The organism is Methylobacterium sp. Leaf94 (genome assembly GCF_001426045.1).
Classification (GTDB): Bacteria; Pseudomonadota; Alphaproteobacteria; order Rhizobiales; family Beijerinckiaceae; genus Methylobacterium.
In genome coordinates this window covers 111,739-127,250 of sequence record NZ_LMRM01000004.1, presented here as the reverse complement: position 1 = coordinate 127,250, position 15,512 = coordinate 111,739, and the positions used below count along the sequence as shown (strand labels likewise).

The following is a 15,512-nucleotide window of genomic DNA, read 5'->3' as shown; positions in this document are numbered from 1 at the left end:
CGAGCGTTGACCGCTGGAAATTGACTTGCTGCTCTGGCGTTGACCCCAGCGCAGGATCAATGAGGGCAACAGCGAGGAGGAAGGCTTGAGCGGAAGAGAGGGTCGCTTTGGGGATTTTCCACAGGCGGCGGATGCGGCTGATCCACCCGAAGAAGCGCTCGACCACCACCGGCGCGGATGCACGGCGAAGCCGACCTGATCCAGAGGCTTGCGCACGATCCGGACGGTGACGATCGAGGCGGCCCGCGGGTGCCCGGCGACGCCGTTGGCCGCCCGTCTTCCCGGCGAGGGATCGGTTCGTGCGGCGCGGACGTTCCCCATGGTGCGTCACAGCATGAGGATGCCGCGATGTCATTGCTGCTCGAAGCCGCCGAAGACCTGGACGCGATGGCGAAGGCGGCGCGCGAGGCCATCGATCGGCGCCTGCGCCTCCTCCAGGGTGAGGATGCCGGGCACTTCTGGTCCGCCGTGGCGAAGCTCTACGCCCGGGGCCTGCCGGAGATCGCGGCCGCCGCGCCGGTGCGGCGCGCGGAGATCACATCGACTCCAGACCGTACTCTGCCAGGAGCGCCGCCCGCCTGCCGCGCAGCGCCAGCGCTTTGATGGCATGGTTGCGGCTCGTCGTGAGGATCGCGGCCGCCGTCTTCGGTTGCGCGTCGCGCATCATGTCGGCCAGTGCGGCGAGCTCCGACGCGGCCGCTTCCTCTGCCGCGATGCCCGCCCGGAGGGTGTCGAGCACGGCCTGCACCATGGGAATGACCTGCGGGTACCGAACCTCATCTCTCATCCCAGGTCCCTTTCTGCCTGTGCCCCGTCGCGCGCCGTCCGGGAACGGACGCACGCGCGGTGCCTTCGATCGCACCTGCTGCGCGACAGGGTAGCGCCCTGGGCTCATGGGGCAAGCGGGCGCGGGCGAGTTCAGGTGCCGCGCCCGGTGGTGCGCCCTCCGGTCCGGCCGGATGCGGGGGGCCTCATGGCATCGCCGAGGCCGGGCCGCCTGTTGGGGGATCGCCGGTTTCGACGCGTGGGCCGCAACGACCTTCGCTGACCCCCGGCAGGACACGTCGTGCAGTGTCGCATGGGGAGCCGACGCCCCGCGACCACCTGCTCGGAGGGCGCGCTGGCGACGAGCCGCGCGTCGGTCGCGATCGCAACCGCAAGAGAGCCGCCGCAATCAGCCGGGATAAACCGCCCGATGGACCGGTGGAGATTGTCGAGGGACAGCACCCGCGTACGAAAACGGTTCGTGTCGCAGTTTTGCCGCAATGGTTGCCCGGCGCGGAACTTGAACCCAATTTTGGATAAACTTTGAAACGGTTCCGCCGGGACCGCGTTACGGACACATCCACCTCTCACATCGGACATGCTCATGGCGGAACAAGCCCTGGCCGCGACGGCTGACACCACGTCCGCAGAAGGCAAGCCCCCACGTGATTACCTGACCCCCATCGTTCTGGGGTCGCTTGCCGTCTTGGAACTGGGATGGGTCGGGCTGTTGGGCTGGGGAGCGCTCTGGCTGATCGGCGCCTAGCTGCGCGGGCCAGCTGGCGCTCAGCGACGCGGGCTAACCGGCACTTCGTCGGGCCAGAGCGGTGCGCGGCCGGCCATCTCCAGCACGAGCGCGAAGCACGCAAGATGGATCGTGACGTAGGCGAACATGGCGTCTTGCGCTTCCTCTCCGCGCACGGACGGCACGGCTGTGGAGCATGCTGCTACGACCATGGGAAACGCGCAATGCGCGTTGTGGAATCGAATGTGCGAACGTGAAGGCTGTGCTTTTAAGACCACCCTCGCAAGCTTTTGATGGTGGATCGGCAGCCGATCGCGCCGCGCGGGACTCACGTGACCGTGACCAAGACGCTGGCGGGACTCCGCCAGGACTCGCAGAGGCCTGGAACGGGGTGCCCGGCGAGACGCTGTTCCTGTCGAGACCTGTCCTGGCCCGTCTCGGCCCCTGCTCCAAATCGATCGCGCGCCGGAGCGCTCCGCCGGCCTCAGTGCCGCGTACCGTCCGGCGGATCGGACAGGGGTTCGATCCCGAGGGCTTCGGTCAGGGGAAACTCCAGCACGATCTCTCCGGTCTGGTCCTCCACGAACAGCACCGCGCGCAGGAGCTGCGGGTCGCTGTCGGCGCCCTGGAGGAGCTGCCGGGCCAGGATCTGGGCCGCGGCCCAGGCGGCGTCCGGGCTCGACAGGTCCCGGCCGTCTGGGTCCACCACCACGTCGTCCCCGATATGCGTATGGAAGTAGTAGCGTGGCATCGAAGCCGGCTCCCGTTCGGCGCGGTGACCCGCGCGCATGACCTGCGCGGGAAGATAGGGGGGCGCGGGCGGGCGGGGCAGGGGCGGGCGCGGGCCGGTCGCTAGCGCTTCTTGCCCAGTTCGGCCGCGATGTCCTTCGTCATCCGGCCGACCTTGCGGTGGGCGGCGGCGAGTTGGTCCTGGGTGACGCCCCAGCGCTTCATCCAGAACTCCACCGCCTTGCGCTCCGAGAGGTCGAGGCGATCCTTGTCGATGAAGCCGCGTTTGTCCTTGAGGCCAGCCATGTCCGTTCCCGTCCGCGCGGCCGCCGGGCGGCGCGGGACCGATATGGGGTGCCGGGCCGGCCGGGGCGAGCCTGCGGCGCGCGCCATCGCGCGCCGCGTCGCGGATCAGCGGGTGGGCGCGCCGGTGCCCTTGCCCGCGGCACCCGGCGAGGCGCCGGATCCGGCATCGTTGGCGCCGGTGCTGTTGGAGGTGCCGGACCGGCTCTTGTCCCCGGTGGAGGGGCCGCTGCCGGCCGCGCCCGGGGAGGAGCCGGCCCCGGCATCGTTCGGACCGGTGGTGTTCATGGTCCCGGACCGGGTGGTGCCGGAGCCGCCCTCGGCCGCGAGGGCGACCGAACCGAGGGCGAGGGTGCTGGCGAAGGTGCCGGCGAGGGCGAGTGCGAGGGCCTTCATGGCGTTTCTCCCGAATGATTGGCGTGAAGCACGCCTCGGGTAACGCCACGCTGACGCCGATGGTTCTGGACGCGGCGGGGACGACACCAGGCCGCCGGGGCCCCATCGCTGCGGACGGGCCGGCATCCCGTCTGATGCGCCGCGCATCCGGGAGTCGCGCCTGTTCCTGTCCGCGCTGCAGGGTCTAAGAGGCAGGCCCCGGCTCAGGCCGCCTGGGCCGGCTCGATGTCCTCGCGGGAGGGCTCGTAGGCGCACCAGTGGCAGTAGCCCTTGTCGGCGACCTTCGGTGCGTTGCGCTGCGAGCAGCGGGGGCAGACCAGCACGGACAGCGTCTGACCGCGCAGGCGGGCGAAGCCGCGCCCCCGGAAGGTGACGGCCACCGACTCTCCGGCGTGGGAATCAGGGCTGTGGGACATCGAGGCTCCTCGGATCGCGGTCGGCGAGGACCAACGGCCAACCTTGGCATCGGTTCAGGGCCTTCCCCAGGCGAAGGCCGCCCCGCCCTCGAAAAAGGGGCCGGAGGCGACGCCGATGCGCGTCGCCTCCGGCCCCCGGCCGTCGCGTGGTGAGGGGCGCCCGCCCTACTCGGCGGCGATCTGCCGGGGCCGGACCGCCTCGACCCGGGCGGCGCAGAACTTGAACTCCGGGATCTTGCCCATGGGATCGAGGGCCGGATTGGTCAGGAGGTTGGCGGCGGCCTCGGCGTAGCAGAACGGCATGAAGATCATGCCCACCGGCACGTCGCGGTCGGACCGGACCTTGAGCTCCACCGCGCCGCGGCGGGTCTCCAGGCGCATGGTGTCGCCGGGCTCCAGGCCGAGGCGGTAGAGCTCCTTCGGCGCCATGAAGGCCACCGCCTCCGGCTCCAGGGCGTCGAGGACGCCCGAGCGCCGGGTCATCGAGCCGGTGTGCCAGTGCTCCAGCACGCGGCCCGTGGAGAGCACCATCGGGTACTCGGTGTCGGGCACCTCGTCCGGCGGCACGATGTGGGCCGGCACGATCTTGGCCCGCCCGCTCGCCGTCGGGAAGCCGGCGTAGAAGATGATCTCGTTGCCGGGCTGATCGGGACCGTCGACCGGGTAGGTCACGGCGCCCTCGCGCTCCAGCCGCTCCCAGGTGATGTTCTTCAGGGAAGGCATCACCTGGGCCATCTCGGTGAAGATGTCGGCCGGGCCGGTATAGGTCCAGTCGAGGCCGAGACGTCGGGCGAGCTCCTGCAGGATCCACCAATCCTGGCGGGCGTCGCCCGGCGGCGGGACGACGGGCTTGGCAATCTGCACGCGCCGGTCGGTGTTGGTGAAGCTGCCCGCCTTCTCGGCGAAGGCGGAGGCCGGCAGCACCACGTCGGCGTGGAAGGCGGTCTCGGTCAGGAACAGGTCCTGCACCACCAGGTGGTCGAGCATGGCGAGCGCGTGCCGGGCGTGGTTGAGGTCGGGGTCCGACATCGCGGGGTTCTCGCCCTCGACGAACATGCCCTTGATCTCGCCCGTGTGGATGGCGCGCATGATCTCGACCACGGTCAGGCCGTTCTTCGGATCGAGGGACTGGCCCCAGAACGTCTCGAACAGGTCGCGGACGGTCTCGTTCTCCACCGACTGGTAGTCCGGATAGACCATCGGGATCAGGCCGGCATCGGAGGCGCCCTGGACGTTGTTCTGGCCGCGCAGGGGGTGCAGGCCGGTGCCGGGACGGCCGATCTGGCCCGTGGTGAGGGCGAGCGCGATCAGGCAGCGCGAGTTGTCGGTGCCGTGGACGTGCTGGCTGACGCCCATGCCCCAGAAGATGATCGAGGCCCGGGAGCGGGCGTAGAGGCGGGCCACCTCGCGCAGGGTCTCCGCGTCGATGCCGCAGACCGGAGACATCTTCTCCGGCGTGAACTCGACGATACGCTCCTTGAGCGCCTCGAAGTTCTCGGTGTACCCGGCGATGTACTGCTCGTCGTAGAGCTTCTCCGTCACGATGACGTTGAGCATGGCGTTCAGCATCGCCACGTCGGAGCCCGGTTTGAAGGCGAGGTGCTTGTAGGCGTGCCGGGACAGGACCTGCCGGCGCGGATCCATGATGATCAGCTTGGCGCCGCGCTCCTTGACCGCGTTCTTGATGAAGGTCGCGGCCACCGGGTGGTTCACCGTCGGGTTGGCGCCGATGATGACGATGACCTCGGCGTCGAGGGCCGCCGAGAACGGAGCCGAGACGGCGCCGGAATTCAGGCCTTCCATCAGGGCCGCCACCGAGGAGGCGTGGCAGAGCCGGGTGCAGTGGTCGACGTTGTTCGAGCCGAAGCCGAGGCGCACCAGCTTCTGGAAGAGGTAGGCCTCCTCGTTCGAGCCCTTGGCGGAGCCGAAGCCCGCCAGCGCCTTGCGGCCGACGGTGTCGCGGATCTTTTTGAGTCCGCCGGCGGCGCGCTCCAGCGCCTCGTCCCAGGTCGCCTCGCGGAAATGGGTCCAGGGATTGGCCGGATCGACCTGGTCGTTGGCATCCTTGGCCACGTTGTCGAGGCGGATCAGGGGCTTGGTCAGCCGGTGGGGGTGGTGGACGTAGTCGAACCCGAAGCGGCCCTTCACGCAGAGGCGGTTCTGGTTGGCCGGTCCGTCACGCCCCTCGGCGTAGACGATCTTGTCGTCCTTGACCTTGTAGGAGACCTGGCAGCCGACGCCGCAATAGGGGCAGAGCGAGTCCACCTCGCGGTCGGGATAGACGGTGCGGGTCTGGCTGTCGTCGAGGTAGGCCGACGGCATCAGCGCGCCGGTCGGGCAGGCTTGGACGCACTCGCCGCAGCCGACGCAGGTCGACTGGCCCATCGGGTCGTCGAAGTCGAACACCACCTTGGCGTCCGCCGAGCGGTAGGCCATGCCGATGACGTCGTTGACCTGCACCTCGCGACAGGCGCGGACGCAGAGGTTGCACTGGATGCAGGCGTCGAGGTTGACCCGCATGGCCGGGTGGCTCCAGTCGCCCTCCCAGCGCTGGGCGGCCGGGAAGCGGCTCTCGGTGACCGCGACATGGTCGGCCTGCGCCCAGAAATGCGAGGTCGGGTCGTGCGAGATCTCCCGGGCCGGCTGGTCGGCCACGAGGAGCTCCATCACCATGGCCCGGGCCTTGGTCGCCCGCTCCGAGGCGGACTTCACCTTCATGCCGACGCCTGGCACCCGCTTGCACGAGGCGGCGAGCACGCGCTCGCCCTCGATCTCGACCATGCAGGCGCGGCAATTGCCGTCCGGCCGGTAGCCCGGGGCGGGCTTGTGGCAGAGGTGGGGGATGTGCGTGCCCAGCCGCTGGGCGACGGCCCAGATCGTCTCGCCCGGGGCGGCCTCGACCTGCTGCCCGTCGAACTCGAAGATCACGCCCGGGATTCCGGCCGGCATCTCCTTGAGGCCGAAGGTGCCGCTCGGGGCCGGACCCGCCTGGCCGCCCGACTGGGTGCCCTCGGAGTAGGTGCTCCCGGCGCCCGGGTTGGCGCCGTCCGCCTTGCCGCCCGCATCCTGGGGGCCGGTGGGGGTGGTGGCGTGGGCTCCGCTGAGACCACTGTTCTGTGTGCCGCTGCTCATGGTTCCGCTCCAGTCATGGCGCAGGAAAATCGGGGTCGGGCCGCTGCCGCGAGGGGGCAGCCGCGCCGTCGGATCGGGGATGGATCGCTATTCAGCCGCGATCCGCTGCGGCGACGGGAACAGGTCCGGGAAGTACTTGATCACGGTGGTGAGCGGGTTCGACGCCGCCTGGCCCAGGCCGCATATCGAGGCGTCGCGCATGCACTGCGAAAGCTCGCCGAGGAGATCGGTGTCCCACACGTCGTTCTCCATCATCACGCGCGCCTTCTGCGTGCCGGAGCGGCAGGGCGTGCACTGCCCGCAGGACTCGTCCTCGAAGAACCGCATCAGGTTCAGGGCGGCGCCGCGCACATCGTCCTGGTCCGACAGGACGATGACGGCGGCCGAGCCGATGAAGCAGCCGTATTTCTCGAGGGTGCCGAAATCGAGGGGGATGTCGTCCATGCTGGCCGGCAGGATGCCGCCCGAGGCGCCGCCCGGCAGGTAGGCCGCGAAGCGGTGCCCCTCGCTGATTCCGCCGCAATATTCTTCGATCAGCTCCCGGATGGTCAGGCCGGCGGGGGCGAGCTTGACGCCCGGCTCCTTCACGCGCCCCGACACCGAGTAGGAGCGCAGGCCGACCCGGCCGTTGCGGCCGTGGCTCTTCCACCAATCGGCGCCCTTCTCGATCAGGTCCCTGACCCAGTAGAGCGTCTCGACGTTGTTGATCAGGGTCGGGCGGTTGAACAGGCCAACCTGGAACGGGAAGGGCGGCTTGTGCCGCGGCAGCCCGCGCTTGCCCTCCAGGGACTCGATCAGCGAGGATTCCTCGCCGCAGATATAGGCGCCCGCACCCCGGCGCAGGTGGATGCGCGGGCCGCCGGCGGGGAGCCGGGCGATCTCGCGGGCCAGGATCTCGCGGGAAATCGGGTACTCGTCGCGCAGGTAGATGTAGACGTCGGCTGCTTCCACCACGTGGGCGCCGATCAGCATGCCCTCGAGGAAGCGGTGCGGATCGGCGTTGAGGTAGAGCTGGTCCTTGAAGGTGCCGGGCTCGCCCTCGTCGCCGTTCACCGCCATGAGGCGGGGACCGGGCTCGCCGCGCACCGAGCGCCACTTGCGCCCCGTGGGGAAGCCGGCGCCGCCGAGGCCGCGCAGGCCGCCGTCGTCGAGGACCTGCAGGATCGCGTCGATGCCAAGCTCGCCGGAGCGCAGCCGGTCGAGGACGGCGTAGCCGCCCCCCGCACGGTAGGCGTCGTAATCGGGATAGGCGGGCAGGTGGGCGTGGGTGTCACCGGCCTCGACGGCCGCCGTGACGCTGGCGACGTCCGCCTTGTGCAGGAAGTTGTGGCCGACCTCGACCGCCGGGGCGTGGTCGCACAGGCCGACGCAGGGCGCGCGCACCACGCGCACCCCGCTGCCGAGGGTCTCGCGCAGGGCTTCCAGCAGGGGCTCGGCGCCGAACATCGCGCAGGTGAGGCTGTCGCAGACGCGCACGGTGAGGGCCGGCAGGTCGGCGTCGCCGTCCTTGAGCACGTCGAAATGCGCGTAGAACGTCGCCGTCTCGAACACCTCGGCGAAGGCCAGGCTCATCTCGTCGGCCAGGGCCGCCAGGTGGGCGGCGCTGATCCGCCCGTAGGTGTCCTGGACGAGGTGGAGGTGCTCGATCAGCAGGTCGCGCTGCCGCGACCGATCGCCCAGCAGGCGCTCGATCTCGACCTTGGCCACGGGTTCGACCTGCCGTCCCTTGGGGACGGGCCTGGCTCGGTTGCGTCCCTTGCCAGGGTGCTCGAAGCGGCGAACCTCGCCGATGTCATGCGCGCTCATGCGTTCATCCTACCCCTTTGGTATTCAAAATACCAGATTCTGCGCAGTGTTCTTATAGGCCTCCCCATAGCAGCACATGAGAAAAATTCGGAAGTGAATTTGGTCGCGCGTCACTGGCCGCCGAACGCGCGCAGCGGCCGCCCGGCCTCCGAGCGCTGGACGAAGGACGGCGGCGCACCGGCCGGCAGCGCGGCGAGGCGCGGCCCGACCACGGCGTTGATCTCGAGTTCGAAGGCGTCCAGGGCCTCGTTGACCCGCGCCACGGTGGCGGCATCGAGGGACTCCGCCTGGGGACGGTCGAGGCCGGCCCCGCGCAGGGTTTCCCGAACCGTCTCCAGCAATTCCGGCGTCAGCGGCGGTGCCGCCGCGTCGGCGTAGCCCTGGGCGACGATCCCGGCCCAATCGGCTGTGGATACGGTGTGGGATTCGGTCATCGATGCGGCTCCAAGTCGCGAGTGTCGGGGCATCAACGCGCGGCGCGGCCATTCAGCCGCGCGGTTTCGTCATCGCGCCGACGACGGGCGGTCAGGCCCGGTCGGTGATGCGGATCGACAGGTCGGGCAGGCCGGCGATCTGCCCAAGGAGCACGTCGCCCGGCACCACCGGCCCGACATTCTCCGGCGTGCCCGAATAGATCAGATCGCCGGCCTTCAGCTCGAAGGCCTCGGACAGGTTGGCGATCTGCTCGGCCACCGACCAGATCATCTGCGACAGGTCGGCGTCCTGGCGGACCGTGCCGTTCACACTGAGGCGGATGGCGCCGCGCACCGGGTGGCCGAGGGCCGAGACCGGATGCAGGGGCCCGATCGGCGCCGCCTGGTCGAAGCTCTTGCCGATCTCCCAGGGCTTCTTCTGGTCGCCCATGCCACGCTGCAGGTCGCGCCGCGTCATGTCGAGGCCGATCGCGTAGGCGTAGACATGGTCGAGGGCGGCCTCCTTCGGGATGTTGCGGCCTCCCGACGCGAGGGCGGCCACCAGTTCGAGCTCGTGGTGGTAGTTCCGGGTCAGGGACGGGTAGGGGTGGTCGGCCACGTGGCCGACGGGCACGACCTGGATCGCGTCCGTGGGCTTCTGGAAGAAGAACGGCGGCTCGCGCGTCGGGTCCGAACCCATCTCGCGGGCATGGGCGGCGTAGTTGCGCCCGATGCAGTAGATCCGCCGCACCGGAAAGACCTCGGCGCTGCCGACGATGGGGATCGTGATCGGGGGCAGGGCGAACAGCGGCCGGGGCGCGGCGCCGCCCGGGGCCGTCCCGGCTTCCCCGGCGGTCGCCCCGGTGGACCGAAGGGCAGTGCCGGCGGCGGCCGCGGCCGCGACCCTGAGGGCGTTGCGTCTGTTCGTGGTCATGGGAGATCCGTTCGGATGGGTGTGATCGCGCCGTGGTTGTCCGGTGTAAATGCGGCGCCGCCCCAGTGCGTCCCCTCGAGCCGGCGCGCCCGGTGGTCGGGGTGTGCCGGCCCCTGCCCGAGCCCGGCGCCGGTCCGCGCCCTTCCGTGCCGACCACCGCCCTGTCGATCTTCGCCCCGGCGCATCTGCGCGTCACCCGGGTGGGACTCCTCCTCGCCAGCGGCGCCCATGTCCTCGCCACCGGCGCCCATGTCCCCGCCACCGGCGCCCATGACGGCGACGCCGCGGTGACGCGCGGGCCGGCGACTTCCCCGCGCACCGAACGCGGCTTCTCCCTTGGGCGGCAACGGCGGCTCCCTCGCGCTCATCATCGTCGGGGCTTTCCCCTGGGGCCGCCGCCGCGGGTGGTCCTCACGGCCTCCGGCAGCGCCAGGGTCTTCGCCCCTCGGGCCCGCTTCCCGCAGGCGGGTGAGCCTGCGGGAAGCGGGGGCGGCGTCGGGCCGGGGCGGCGGGACTATTTCTTGCCGTGGCCGTGGCCGTGGGCATGCCCGTCCGTGTCGGAATGCAGCGGCTTGCCGTCGGGACCCTTGTCCTGCGTCTCCCGCACCCGGGGATCGTCGCTGTGGTTCGGTCCGCCGGAGACGGTGCCGAGGTTCGGCTTCACCTGCTCGGGGTTCGACGCGTTGCCGTGTCCGTCGACGGCGAGGGCCGGGGCCGCCGCGAGCAGGCCGGCGGTGAGGAGGGCGAACATCGTGGTCTTCATGGGTCTGTCTCCGAAGTCGGAGCGGCGATGGCCGCTTCGAACCGGGAGATAGCCGGCCCGTTTGTCGCGCCGTTGCCGCCAGCGTGACGAAGCGTGTCCGCGTCCCCCCCGCTCCGGTCGAGTGCGAGGCGCCGCACGCGGGTGGCGCGGGGGCGCAGGCCCTCAGTAGCCCCGCCTCCGGTCGATCCCTGCCGGCGCACGGCCGGTGCGCCGGAACTCCGCCACCGCCTCGGCGACGAGCGCGGCGGCCGAGGCCATGTTCGTTGGGGCCGCGACGTGGGGCAGGATCGTGATCGCCGGATGGGTCCAGAGGCGGTGATCCGGGGGCAGGGGCTCCTCCGGGAAGACGTCGAGGATGGCGTGGCCGAGGGCGCCCGTCGCCAGGGCGGCGAGGAGATCGTCCTCGACCACGTGCGCGCCGCGCCCGAAATTCACCAGGGCGGCGCCCGGCGGAAGGTGGCCGAAGGCGTCGGCGTTCAGGATGCCGCGGGTGTCCGGGGTCAGGGGCAGCAGGTTGACCAGGATGTCGGCCGCCGCGAGGCTCTGCACGAAGCCGTCCGGGCCACTGGCGACCGGGATCGTCCCGTGTGCGGTGCCGGACCGGCTCCAGCCCCGGACGGGAAAGCCGAGGGCGCGCAGGAGGTCGGCCGCGGCCCGGCCCATCTCGCCGAGGCCGAGGAGCGTCACGCGGCGCGCGCCGGCTAAGCGGACGGGGTGCTGGTGCCACGTTCCCGCGCGCTGCTGGGCGGCGTAGAGCGGGAAGTCGCGGTGCAGGTGCAGGACCGCCGCCGCCACCGCCTCCGCCATGGCGCGCGCCAGGGTCGGGTCGACGAGGCGCCGCACGGGCACGTCGGGCAGCGTGTCGTCGAGGACGAGGCGGTCGACGCCGGCCCAGAGGCTCTGGATCCAGCGCAGGTTCGGCAGGCCCGCGAGGGACCCCAGCGGCGGGTTCGCCACGATGGCGACTTCCGCCGCGTCCGCCGGGGCACCCGCGGAGGCCGTCTGGATCCGCTCCCCCGGCATGGCGGCGCCCAGGGCGTCCCGCCAGGCCGCCTCGTCCGCGGCGGGAAGGCTGGTCACGAGAAGGAGGGGGGAGGGCATGGAGTCGGATCTCCTCGGGGCCGGGGCATATCGCCGGGCGACGGGATCACCCGCGAGCGGCCCGCCGTCAACGAAGCGGCTTGACCATTCCGGCCCGAAACCTGCCTGATCGCGGGCCTCTTCGATCCGCATCGGAATCCCATGCCCAAGATCGCTTATCCCGGACCTGCCTGCATCCTCGCCCTCGCGGGCGCCGTCCTCGCCCAAGCCGCCCCCGTGGCGGCGCAGGACCCGGCTTCGGCGCCTTTCCGAGTCGAGGCGGCGACGATCGCGGGGGCGCGCGAGGCCCTCGCCTCCGGGCGGATCACTTGCCGCGACCTGGTCCAGGGCTATCTCGACCGCATCGCCGCCTACGATCAGGCCGGTCCGAAGCTCGCGGCGATCCGGGCGCTGAACCCGCAGGCCCTGACCCAGGCCGAGGGCTACGACGCGGATCGCACGGCGGGCGCGGCCAAGCCCCTCGGTTGCGTGCCCCTGCTCCTCAAGGACAATTACGACACCGTCGAACTGCCGACGACCGGTGGTTCGGCGGCGCTGGCGGGCGCGCAGCCGGCGCAGGACGCCACGGCGGTGGCCCGCCTGCGCGCCGCCGGCGCCATCGTGCTGGCCAAGGCGAACATGCAGGAACTCGCCCTCGGCGGGGTCTCGGTGAGTTCGCTGGGGGGACAGGTCCGCAATCCCTACGACCTGACCCGCACCCCCGGCGGCTCCAGCGGCGGCGTCGGCGCGGGGCTGGCTGCCGGCTTCGCCCTCGGGGGGCTCGGCAGCGACACCGTGAATTCCATCCGCTCGCCCGCCTCGGCCAACAACCTCGTGGGCCTGCGCGTCACCCAGGGGCTGATCAGCCTCGCAGGCATCATGCCGGTCTCGAAGACGCAGGATGCCATCGGGCCGATCACCCGCACGGTGGCGGATGCGGCGACCCTGCTGCAGGCCATGGCCGGCCCCGACCCGGCCGATCCCCTCACGGCCGCGGCGATCGGCAAGGTCGCGCGGAGCTACGCCGATGCGCTGAAGCCCGACGCCCTCAAGGGCGCCCGCCTCGGCGTCGTCCGGGCCCTGTTCGGGACCAAGCCGGAGCACGCGGAGGTCAACCGCGTCATGCAGACGGCCCTCGACGCCCTGGAGGCGGCGGGCGCCACCCTGGTGCGGATCGACGATCCGGCCTTCGAGGCCGACGCCCTCAACCGCGAGGACGACGTTCAGACCTACGAGTACAGGGCGCTGATGAACGGCTATCTGGCCACGATCCCGAATGCGCCGCACAAGGATCTCGCCGGCATCCTGGCCTCGGGCCGGTTCCACCGCGCCGCCCTGGAGTCGTTCCTGACGGCCGCCGAGGCGCGCCAGGACGGCATGGCCGAGCCCGAGTACAGGGCCCGTCTCGGACGGATCGCCGCCCTGAAGGCGCATGTCACCGAGGTTTTCGCGGCGCAGAAGCTCGACGCCCTGGTCTACCCGCTGCAGAAGCGGCTCGTGGTGCCCATCGGCGAACTCAACCAGGCGGATCGCAACGGGATCGTCGCGGGGCTGACGGGCTTCCCCGCCATCGACGTCCCGGCCGGGTTCTCGGCCGCCACCGCGACGGCGCCCGAGGGCGTGCCGGTCGGCATGGACCTGCTCGGCCAGCCCTGGAGCGAGGCGAAGCTCCTCGGTCTCGCCTACGCCTTCGAGCAGGCGACGACCTTGCGTCGGCTGCCGGCGAGCACGCCGCCCCTCGGGGCGCGCTGATCAGGCCGCGCGGGTCGGGGCCGGCACCAGATCACGCACCCGCCACATCGCGCGGGCGAGGTGGGAGCGATAGGGTGCGAAGGGGCGCGTGAACGCCTGCGTGTCCGTGCAGCCGGTCAGGCGCCGGAGGCTGCCGACGGCGGCGACGTCGCCGGCCGGCCAGATGTCCGGGTCGTGATAGTGGAAGATGCCGATCATGTCGGCGGTCCACTGGCCCACGCCCTTGATGCTGCGCAGGATCGCCGCGCGGTCCGGGTGGGGCAGGGTGGCGAGGTCGGGGCCGAACAGGCCCGCCTCGTCCGCGGCGCGGATGGCCTGGACCGCCCGCACCTTGGCGCCCGAGAGGCCGCAGCCGCGCAGGGTCTCGGCATGGGCTTCGACGAAGAGGTCGCGGGGGGCCACGCTCCGCAGCTGCGCCGCGGCCTCGACGCGGGCCCAGATGGCTGCCGCGGCGCGGGTCGAGATCTGCTGGTTCACGACCTCGAGGGCGAGGCGGTCCGCGACATGGGCGTGGGTCGGCGGTTCGACCGGCACAGGCCCGAGGCGCGCGAGGGCGTCGTGCAGGGCATGGGACAACCCTCGGGCGGTGGCCAGGAGGTGGGCGTGCGGATCGGAATCGGGGCGCATGCGGTCCGGCGGGGATTGGGCGGACAGGCCCGGGAAGGCCTCGGCCCCGAGACGGGGCCGAGGCGGTCGGCTTAGCGGTCGCGGCGCTCGCGCGTGATGGTGGTACGCTCCTCGCGACGCTCGATCCGGTCCTCACGGCGATCCGGATCGACACCGAGGACGCCGCCGACCGTGCCGGTGGCCGCGCCGACGGCGCCGCCCACCACGCCGCCGATCGGGCCGGCCGCGCGGTTGCCGTCCTCGACGCCGCGCTCGGCGCCCCGGATGGTGCCCTGGGCCTGCGCCGTGCCCGCGAGGACGACGGGGGTGAGGAGGAGGGCGGTGGCGATGACGAATGACTTCATGAAAGGGACCTCGCGTCGATGGTTCGGGATGGCCGGTCACGCCGTCGCGACCGGTTCGGCATGTCTCGTCAACGGCCGAAACGCCGAAAGGTCACAGACTTCGCTGGAATAGGCGCGGGCGCGGGTGGTTCGGGCGGCACTCCGCCTTCCGTTTGCGCGTCTTCGCTTGCCCTCTGCGGGCGATCGGCGTCGACGCGTTTGGGGCCGGCCGTACGCCCCATCCGCACCCGTCGAACAGCGCGCCCTGCCGCTCAGTAGGTCGCGAACATCGCGGCGATGTCGACCGGATCGCGGGTGCGGGTCAGCGCCAGCGCGAGCAGGATCCGCGCCTTCTGCGGCGTCAGGTTGTCGGCGCTGAGGATCCCGCGTTCGCGCAGGCGGGTCGTGACCGGCACCACGCCGCTGCCGGCGCGGGTGGACTGGACCACCACCACCCCGGCGGCCACGGCCTCGGCCAGGGCGTCGGCCTCGCCCGGGGGCGTCATGCCGGGGGCGAGGCCCGCCGAGACGAGTCCCTGCGCGCCGGCTGCCACGAAGGCGCGCACGGCGGTGCCGTCCGCGTCGGCATAGGCGTAGGCGACGTCGACCCGGGGCAGGGCGGCCCGCCCCTCCAGGGTGAAGGGCGTGCCTGGGGCGTGCCGTCGCTCGGGGCGGCGGTAGTAGCGGACATGCGGTCCATCGACGTGGCCGAGGACGCCGAAATCCGCCGTGCGGAAGGTCTGGAGCCGGCCGACCGAGGTTTTCGTCACCTCGCGGGCCGCCTGGATCTCGTCGTTGAGCACCACCAGCACCCCGCGCCCGCGCGAGGCCGGGTCGGCGGCGACCCGCAGGGCCGCGACGAGGTTGAGGCCGGCGTCGCTCGACAGGGCGCTGATCGGGCGCTGGGCCCCGACGAGGACCACCGGACAGGCCACCGTCAGGGTGAGGCCGAGCGCGTAGGCGGTCTCCTCCAGGGTCGCGGTGCCGTGCCCGATCACGATGCCGGCGAGGTCGGGATGGGCCTCCGCGAGTTCCGCGCAGAGGGCGGCGAGGGCACGCCACTCGGCAAAGCCGATGGCGGGGCTCGCCACCGCGCGGAACGGCACCGCGACCACCTCGGCCACGGTGCGCGCCTCGGGCACCCGCTCGAGGATCGCGTCGGCCGCGAGGCGTTGCCCGGTGGCGGTGTAGTCGAGGACGTCGAGGGAATCCCAGCCGAGGGACGCGATCGTCCCGCCCGTGCCGATGAAGGCCACCTTGGATCGCGTCGCCATCGTGTCGTCGTCTCCGCCTGGTTGCCGGTTCGGCGGCCCTCCCATGCAGGAGGC

The 15,512-nt window shown here is 71.8% G+C and carries 16 protein-coding genes and 1 pseudogene; 2 read left to right on the top strand and 15 right to left on the bottom strand.

Translation table 11 applies throughout. The annotated features are described in order from the left end of the window. Both ASG63_RS24960 and ASG63_RS04120 read right to left on the bottom strand, forming a co-directional pair. Nucleotides 1-264, bottom strand: a pseudogene (locus ASG63_RS24960) (transposase); the annotation flags it as partial. 271 nt (nucleotides 265-535) lie between these two features. Further along, nucleotides 536-751, bottom strand: a complete 216-nt coding sequence (locus ASG63_RS04120; protein ID WP_056212345.1) for a hypothetical protein — start codon at nucleotides 749-751, stop codon at nucleotides 536-538. Between the two features lie 618 nt (nucleotides 752-1,369). Here ASG63_RS04120 and ASG63_RS24955 point away from each other — a divergent pair. Beyond that, nucleotides 1,370-1,531: a hypothetical protein gene (locus ASG63_RS24955; RefSeq protein ID WP_156394060.1), complete on the top strand. Its 162-nt coding sequence runs from the start codon at nucleotides 1,370-1,372 to the stop codon at nucleotides 1,529-1,531. Between the two features lie 463 nt (nucleotides 1,532-1,994). Here the strand turns inward: ASG63_RS24955 and ASG63_RS04115 are convergent, their stop codons facing one another. The 10 genes from ASG63_RS04115 to ASG63_RS04065 form a co-directional block, all read right to left on the bottom strand. Beyond that, the gene (locus ASG63_RS04115; RefSeq protein ID WP_056212344.1) at nucleotides 1,995-2,261 is read right to left on the bottom strand and encodes a DUF6894 family protein; all 267 of its coding nucleotides are present in this window, start codon (nucleotides 2,259-2,261) and stop codon (nucleotides 1,995-1,997) included. 101 nt (nucleotides 2,262-2,362) lie between these two features. Beyond that, nucleotides 2,363-2,545, bottom strand: a complete 183-nt coding sequence (locus tag ASG63_RS04110) for a DUF3606 domain-containing protein (RefSeq protein WP_055957170.1) — start codon at nucleotides 2,543-2,545, stop codon at nucleotides 2,363-2,365. A gap of 105 nt (nucleotides 2,546-2,650) precedes the next feature. Next, on the bottom strand, nucleotides 2,651-2,938 hold the full coding sequence (locus ASG63_RS04105) for a hypothetical protein (RefSeq protein ID WP_056212342.1): 288 nt from the start codon (nucleotides 2,936-2,938) through the stop codon (nucleotides 2,651-2,653). Nucleotides 2,939-3,141: 203 nt separating this feature from the next. Further along, a complete protein-coding gene (locus ASG63_RS04100; protein ID WP_056212340.1) occupies nucleotides 3,142-3,354 on the bottom strand; it encodes a hypothetical protein in 213 nt (70 codons plus the stop codon). A 165-nt stretch (nucleotides 3,355-3,519) separates the two neighbouring features. Further along, nucleotides 3,520-6,486: a formate dehydrogenase subunit alpha gene (gene fdhF, locus ASG63_RS04095; protein WP_056212338.1), complete on the bottom strand. Its 2,967-nt coding sequence runs from the start codon at nucleotides 6,484-6,486 to the stop codon at nucleotides 3,520-3,522. A gap of 87 nt (nucleotides 6,487-6,573) precedes the next feature. Continuing rightward, nucleotides 6,574-8,292, bottom strand: coding sequence for an NAD(P)H-dependent oxidoreductase subunit E (locus tag ASG63_RS04090; protein WP_056212335.1), 1,719 nt, complete (start codon nucleotides 8,290-8,292; stop codon nucleotides 6,574-6,576). 110 nt (nucleotides 8,293-8,402) lie between these two features. Further along, nucleotides 8,403-8,726 (bottom strand): hypothetical protein, encoded by a 324-nt coding sequence (locus ASG63_RS04085; RefSeq protein WP_056212334.1) that lies wholly within the window; start codon nucleotides 8,724-8,726, stop codon nucleotides 8,403-8,405. 91 nt (nucleotides 8,727-8,817) lie between these two features. Next, nucleotides 8,818-9,639 (bottom strand): fumarylacetoacetate hydrolase family protein, encoded by an 822-nt coding sequence (locus tag ASG63_RS04080; RefSeq protein WP_056212332.1) that lies wholly within the window; start codon nucleotides 9,637-9,639, stop codon nucleotides 8,818-8,820. A 514-nt stretch (nucleotides 9,640-10,153) separates the two neighbouring features. Next, a complete protein-coding gene (locus ASG63_RS04070; protein ID WP_056212328.1) occupies nucleotides 10,154-10,402 on the bottom strand; it encodes a hypothetical protein in 249 nt (82 codons plus the stop codon). A gap of 162 nt (nucleotides 10,403-10,564) precedes the next feature. Beyond that, on the bottom strand, nucleotides 10,565-11,503 hold the full coding sequence (locus tag ASG63_RS04065; RefSeq protein ID WP_056212326.1) for a 2-hydroxyacid dehydrogenase: 939 nt from the start codon (nucleotides 11,501-11,503) through the stop codon (nucleotides 10,565-10,567). Nucleotides 11,504-11,644: 141 nt separating this feature from the next. Here ASG63_RS04065 and ASG63_RS04060 point away from each other — a divergent pair, with 141 nt between their 5' ends. After that, a complete protein-coding gene (locus ASG63_RS04060; RefSeq protein ID WP_082559168.1) occupies nucleotides 11,645-13,234 on the top strand; it encodes an amidase family protein in 1,590 nt (529 codons plus the stop codon). Here ASG63_RS04060 and ASG63_RS04055 read toward each other — a convergent pair whose 3' ends face one another. From ASG63_RS04055 to ASG63_RS04045, 3 genes are all read right to left on the bottom strand, one after another. Next, nucleotides 13,235-13,861 (bottom strand): DNA-3-methyladenine glycosylase family protein, encoded by a 627-nt coding sequence (locus ASG63_RS04055; RefSeq protein ID WP_056212324.1) that lies wholly within the window; start codon nucleotides 13,859-13,861, stop codon nucleotides 13,235-13,237. Between the two features lie 71 nt (nucleotides 13,862-13,932). Next, entirely contained in the window at nucleotides 13,933-14,205 is a 273-nt protein-coding gene (locus tag ASG63_RS04050; RefSeq protein WP_056212321.1) for a hypothetical protein, read from the bottom strand. A gap of 251 nt (nucleotides 14,206-14,456) precedes the next feature. Further along, nucleotides 14,457-15,458: an asparaginase gene (locus ASG63_RS04045; protein WP_056212319.1), complete on the bottom strand. Its 1,002-nt coding sequence runs from the start codon at nucleotides 15,456-15,458 to the stop codon at nucleotides 14,457-14,459. Nucleotides 15,459-15,512: the final 54 nt, after the last annotated feature.

Coding starts and splice junctions, on each gene's coding strand:
- fdhF (WP_056212338.1), bottom strand. CDS start 6,486: ATGAGCAGCGGCACACAGAACAGTGGTCTCAGCGGAGCCCACGCCACC.
- ASG63_RS04105 (WP_056212342.1), bottom strand. CDS start 2,938: ATGAAGGCCCTCGCACTCGCCCTCGCCGGCACCTTCGCCAGCACCCTC.
- ASG63_RS04065 (WP_056212326.1), bottom strand. CDS start 11,503: ATGCCCTCCCCCCTCCTTCTCGTGACCAGCCTTCCCGCCGCGGACGAG.
- ASG63_RS04100 (WP_056212340.1), bottom strand. CDS start 3,354: ATGTCCCACAGCCCTGATTCCCACGCCGGAGAGTCGGTGGCCGTCACC.
- ASG63_RS04050 (WP_056212321.1), bottom strand. CDS start 14,205: ATGAAGTCATTCGTCATCGCCACCGCCCTCCTCCTCACCCCCGTCGTC.
- ASG63_RS04070 (WP_056212328.1), bottom strand. CDS start 10,402: ATGAAGACCACGATGTTCGCCCTCCTCACCGCCGGCCTGCTCGCGGCG.
- ASG63_RS04085 (WP_056212334.1), bottom strand. CDS start 8,726: ATGACCGAATCCCACACCGTATCCACAGCCGATTGGGCCGGGATCGTC.
- ASG63_RS04120 (WP_056212345.1), bottom strand. CDS start 751: ATGGTGCAGGCCGTGCTCGACACCCTCCGGGCGGGCATCGCGGCAGAG.
- ASG63_RS04045 (WP_056212319.1), bottom strand. CDS start 15,458: ATGGCGACGCGATCCAAGGTGGCCTTCATCGGCACGGGCGGGACGATC.
- ASG63_RS24955 (WP_156394060.1), top strand. CDS start 1,370: ATGGCGGAACAAGCCCTGGCCGCGACGGCTGACACCACGTCCGCAGAA.
- ASG63_RS04080 (WP_056212332.1), bottom strand. CDS start 9,639: ATGACCACGAACAGACGCAACGCCCTCAGGGTCGCGGCCGCGGCCGCC.
- ASG63_RS04060 (WP_082559168.1), top strand. CDS start 11,645: ATGCCCAAGATCGCTTATCCCGGACCTGCCTGCATCCTCGCCCTCGCG.
- ASG63_RS04090 (WP_056212335.1), bottom strand. CDS start 8,292: ATGAGCGCGCATGACATCGGCGAGGTTCGCCGCTTCGAGCACCCTGGC.
- ASG63_RS04115 (WP_056212344.1), bottom strand. CDS start 2,261: ATGCCACGCTACTACTTCCATACGCATATCGGGGACGACGTGGTGGTG.
- ASG63_RS04055 (WP_056212324.1), bottom strand. CDS start 13,861: ATGCGCCCCGATTCCGATCCGCACGCCCACCTCCTGGCCACCGCCCGA.
- ASG63_RS04110 (WP_055957170.1), bottom strand. CDS start 2,545: ATGGCTGGCCTCAAGGACAAACGCGGCTTCATCGACAAGGATCGCCTC.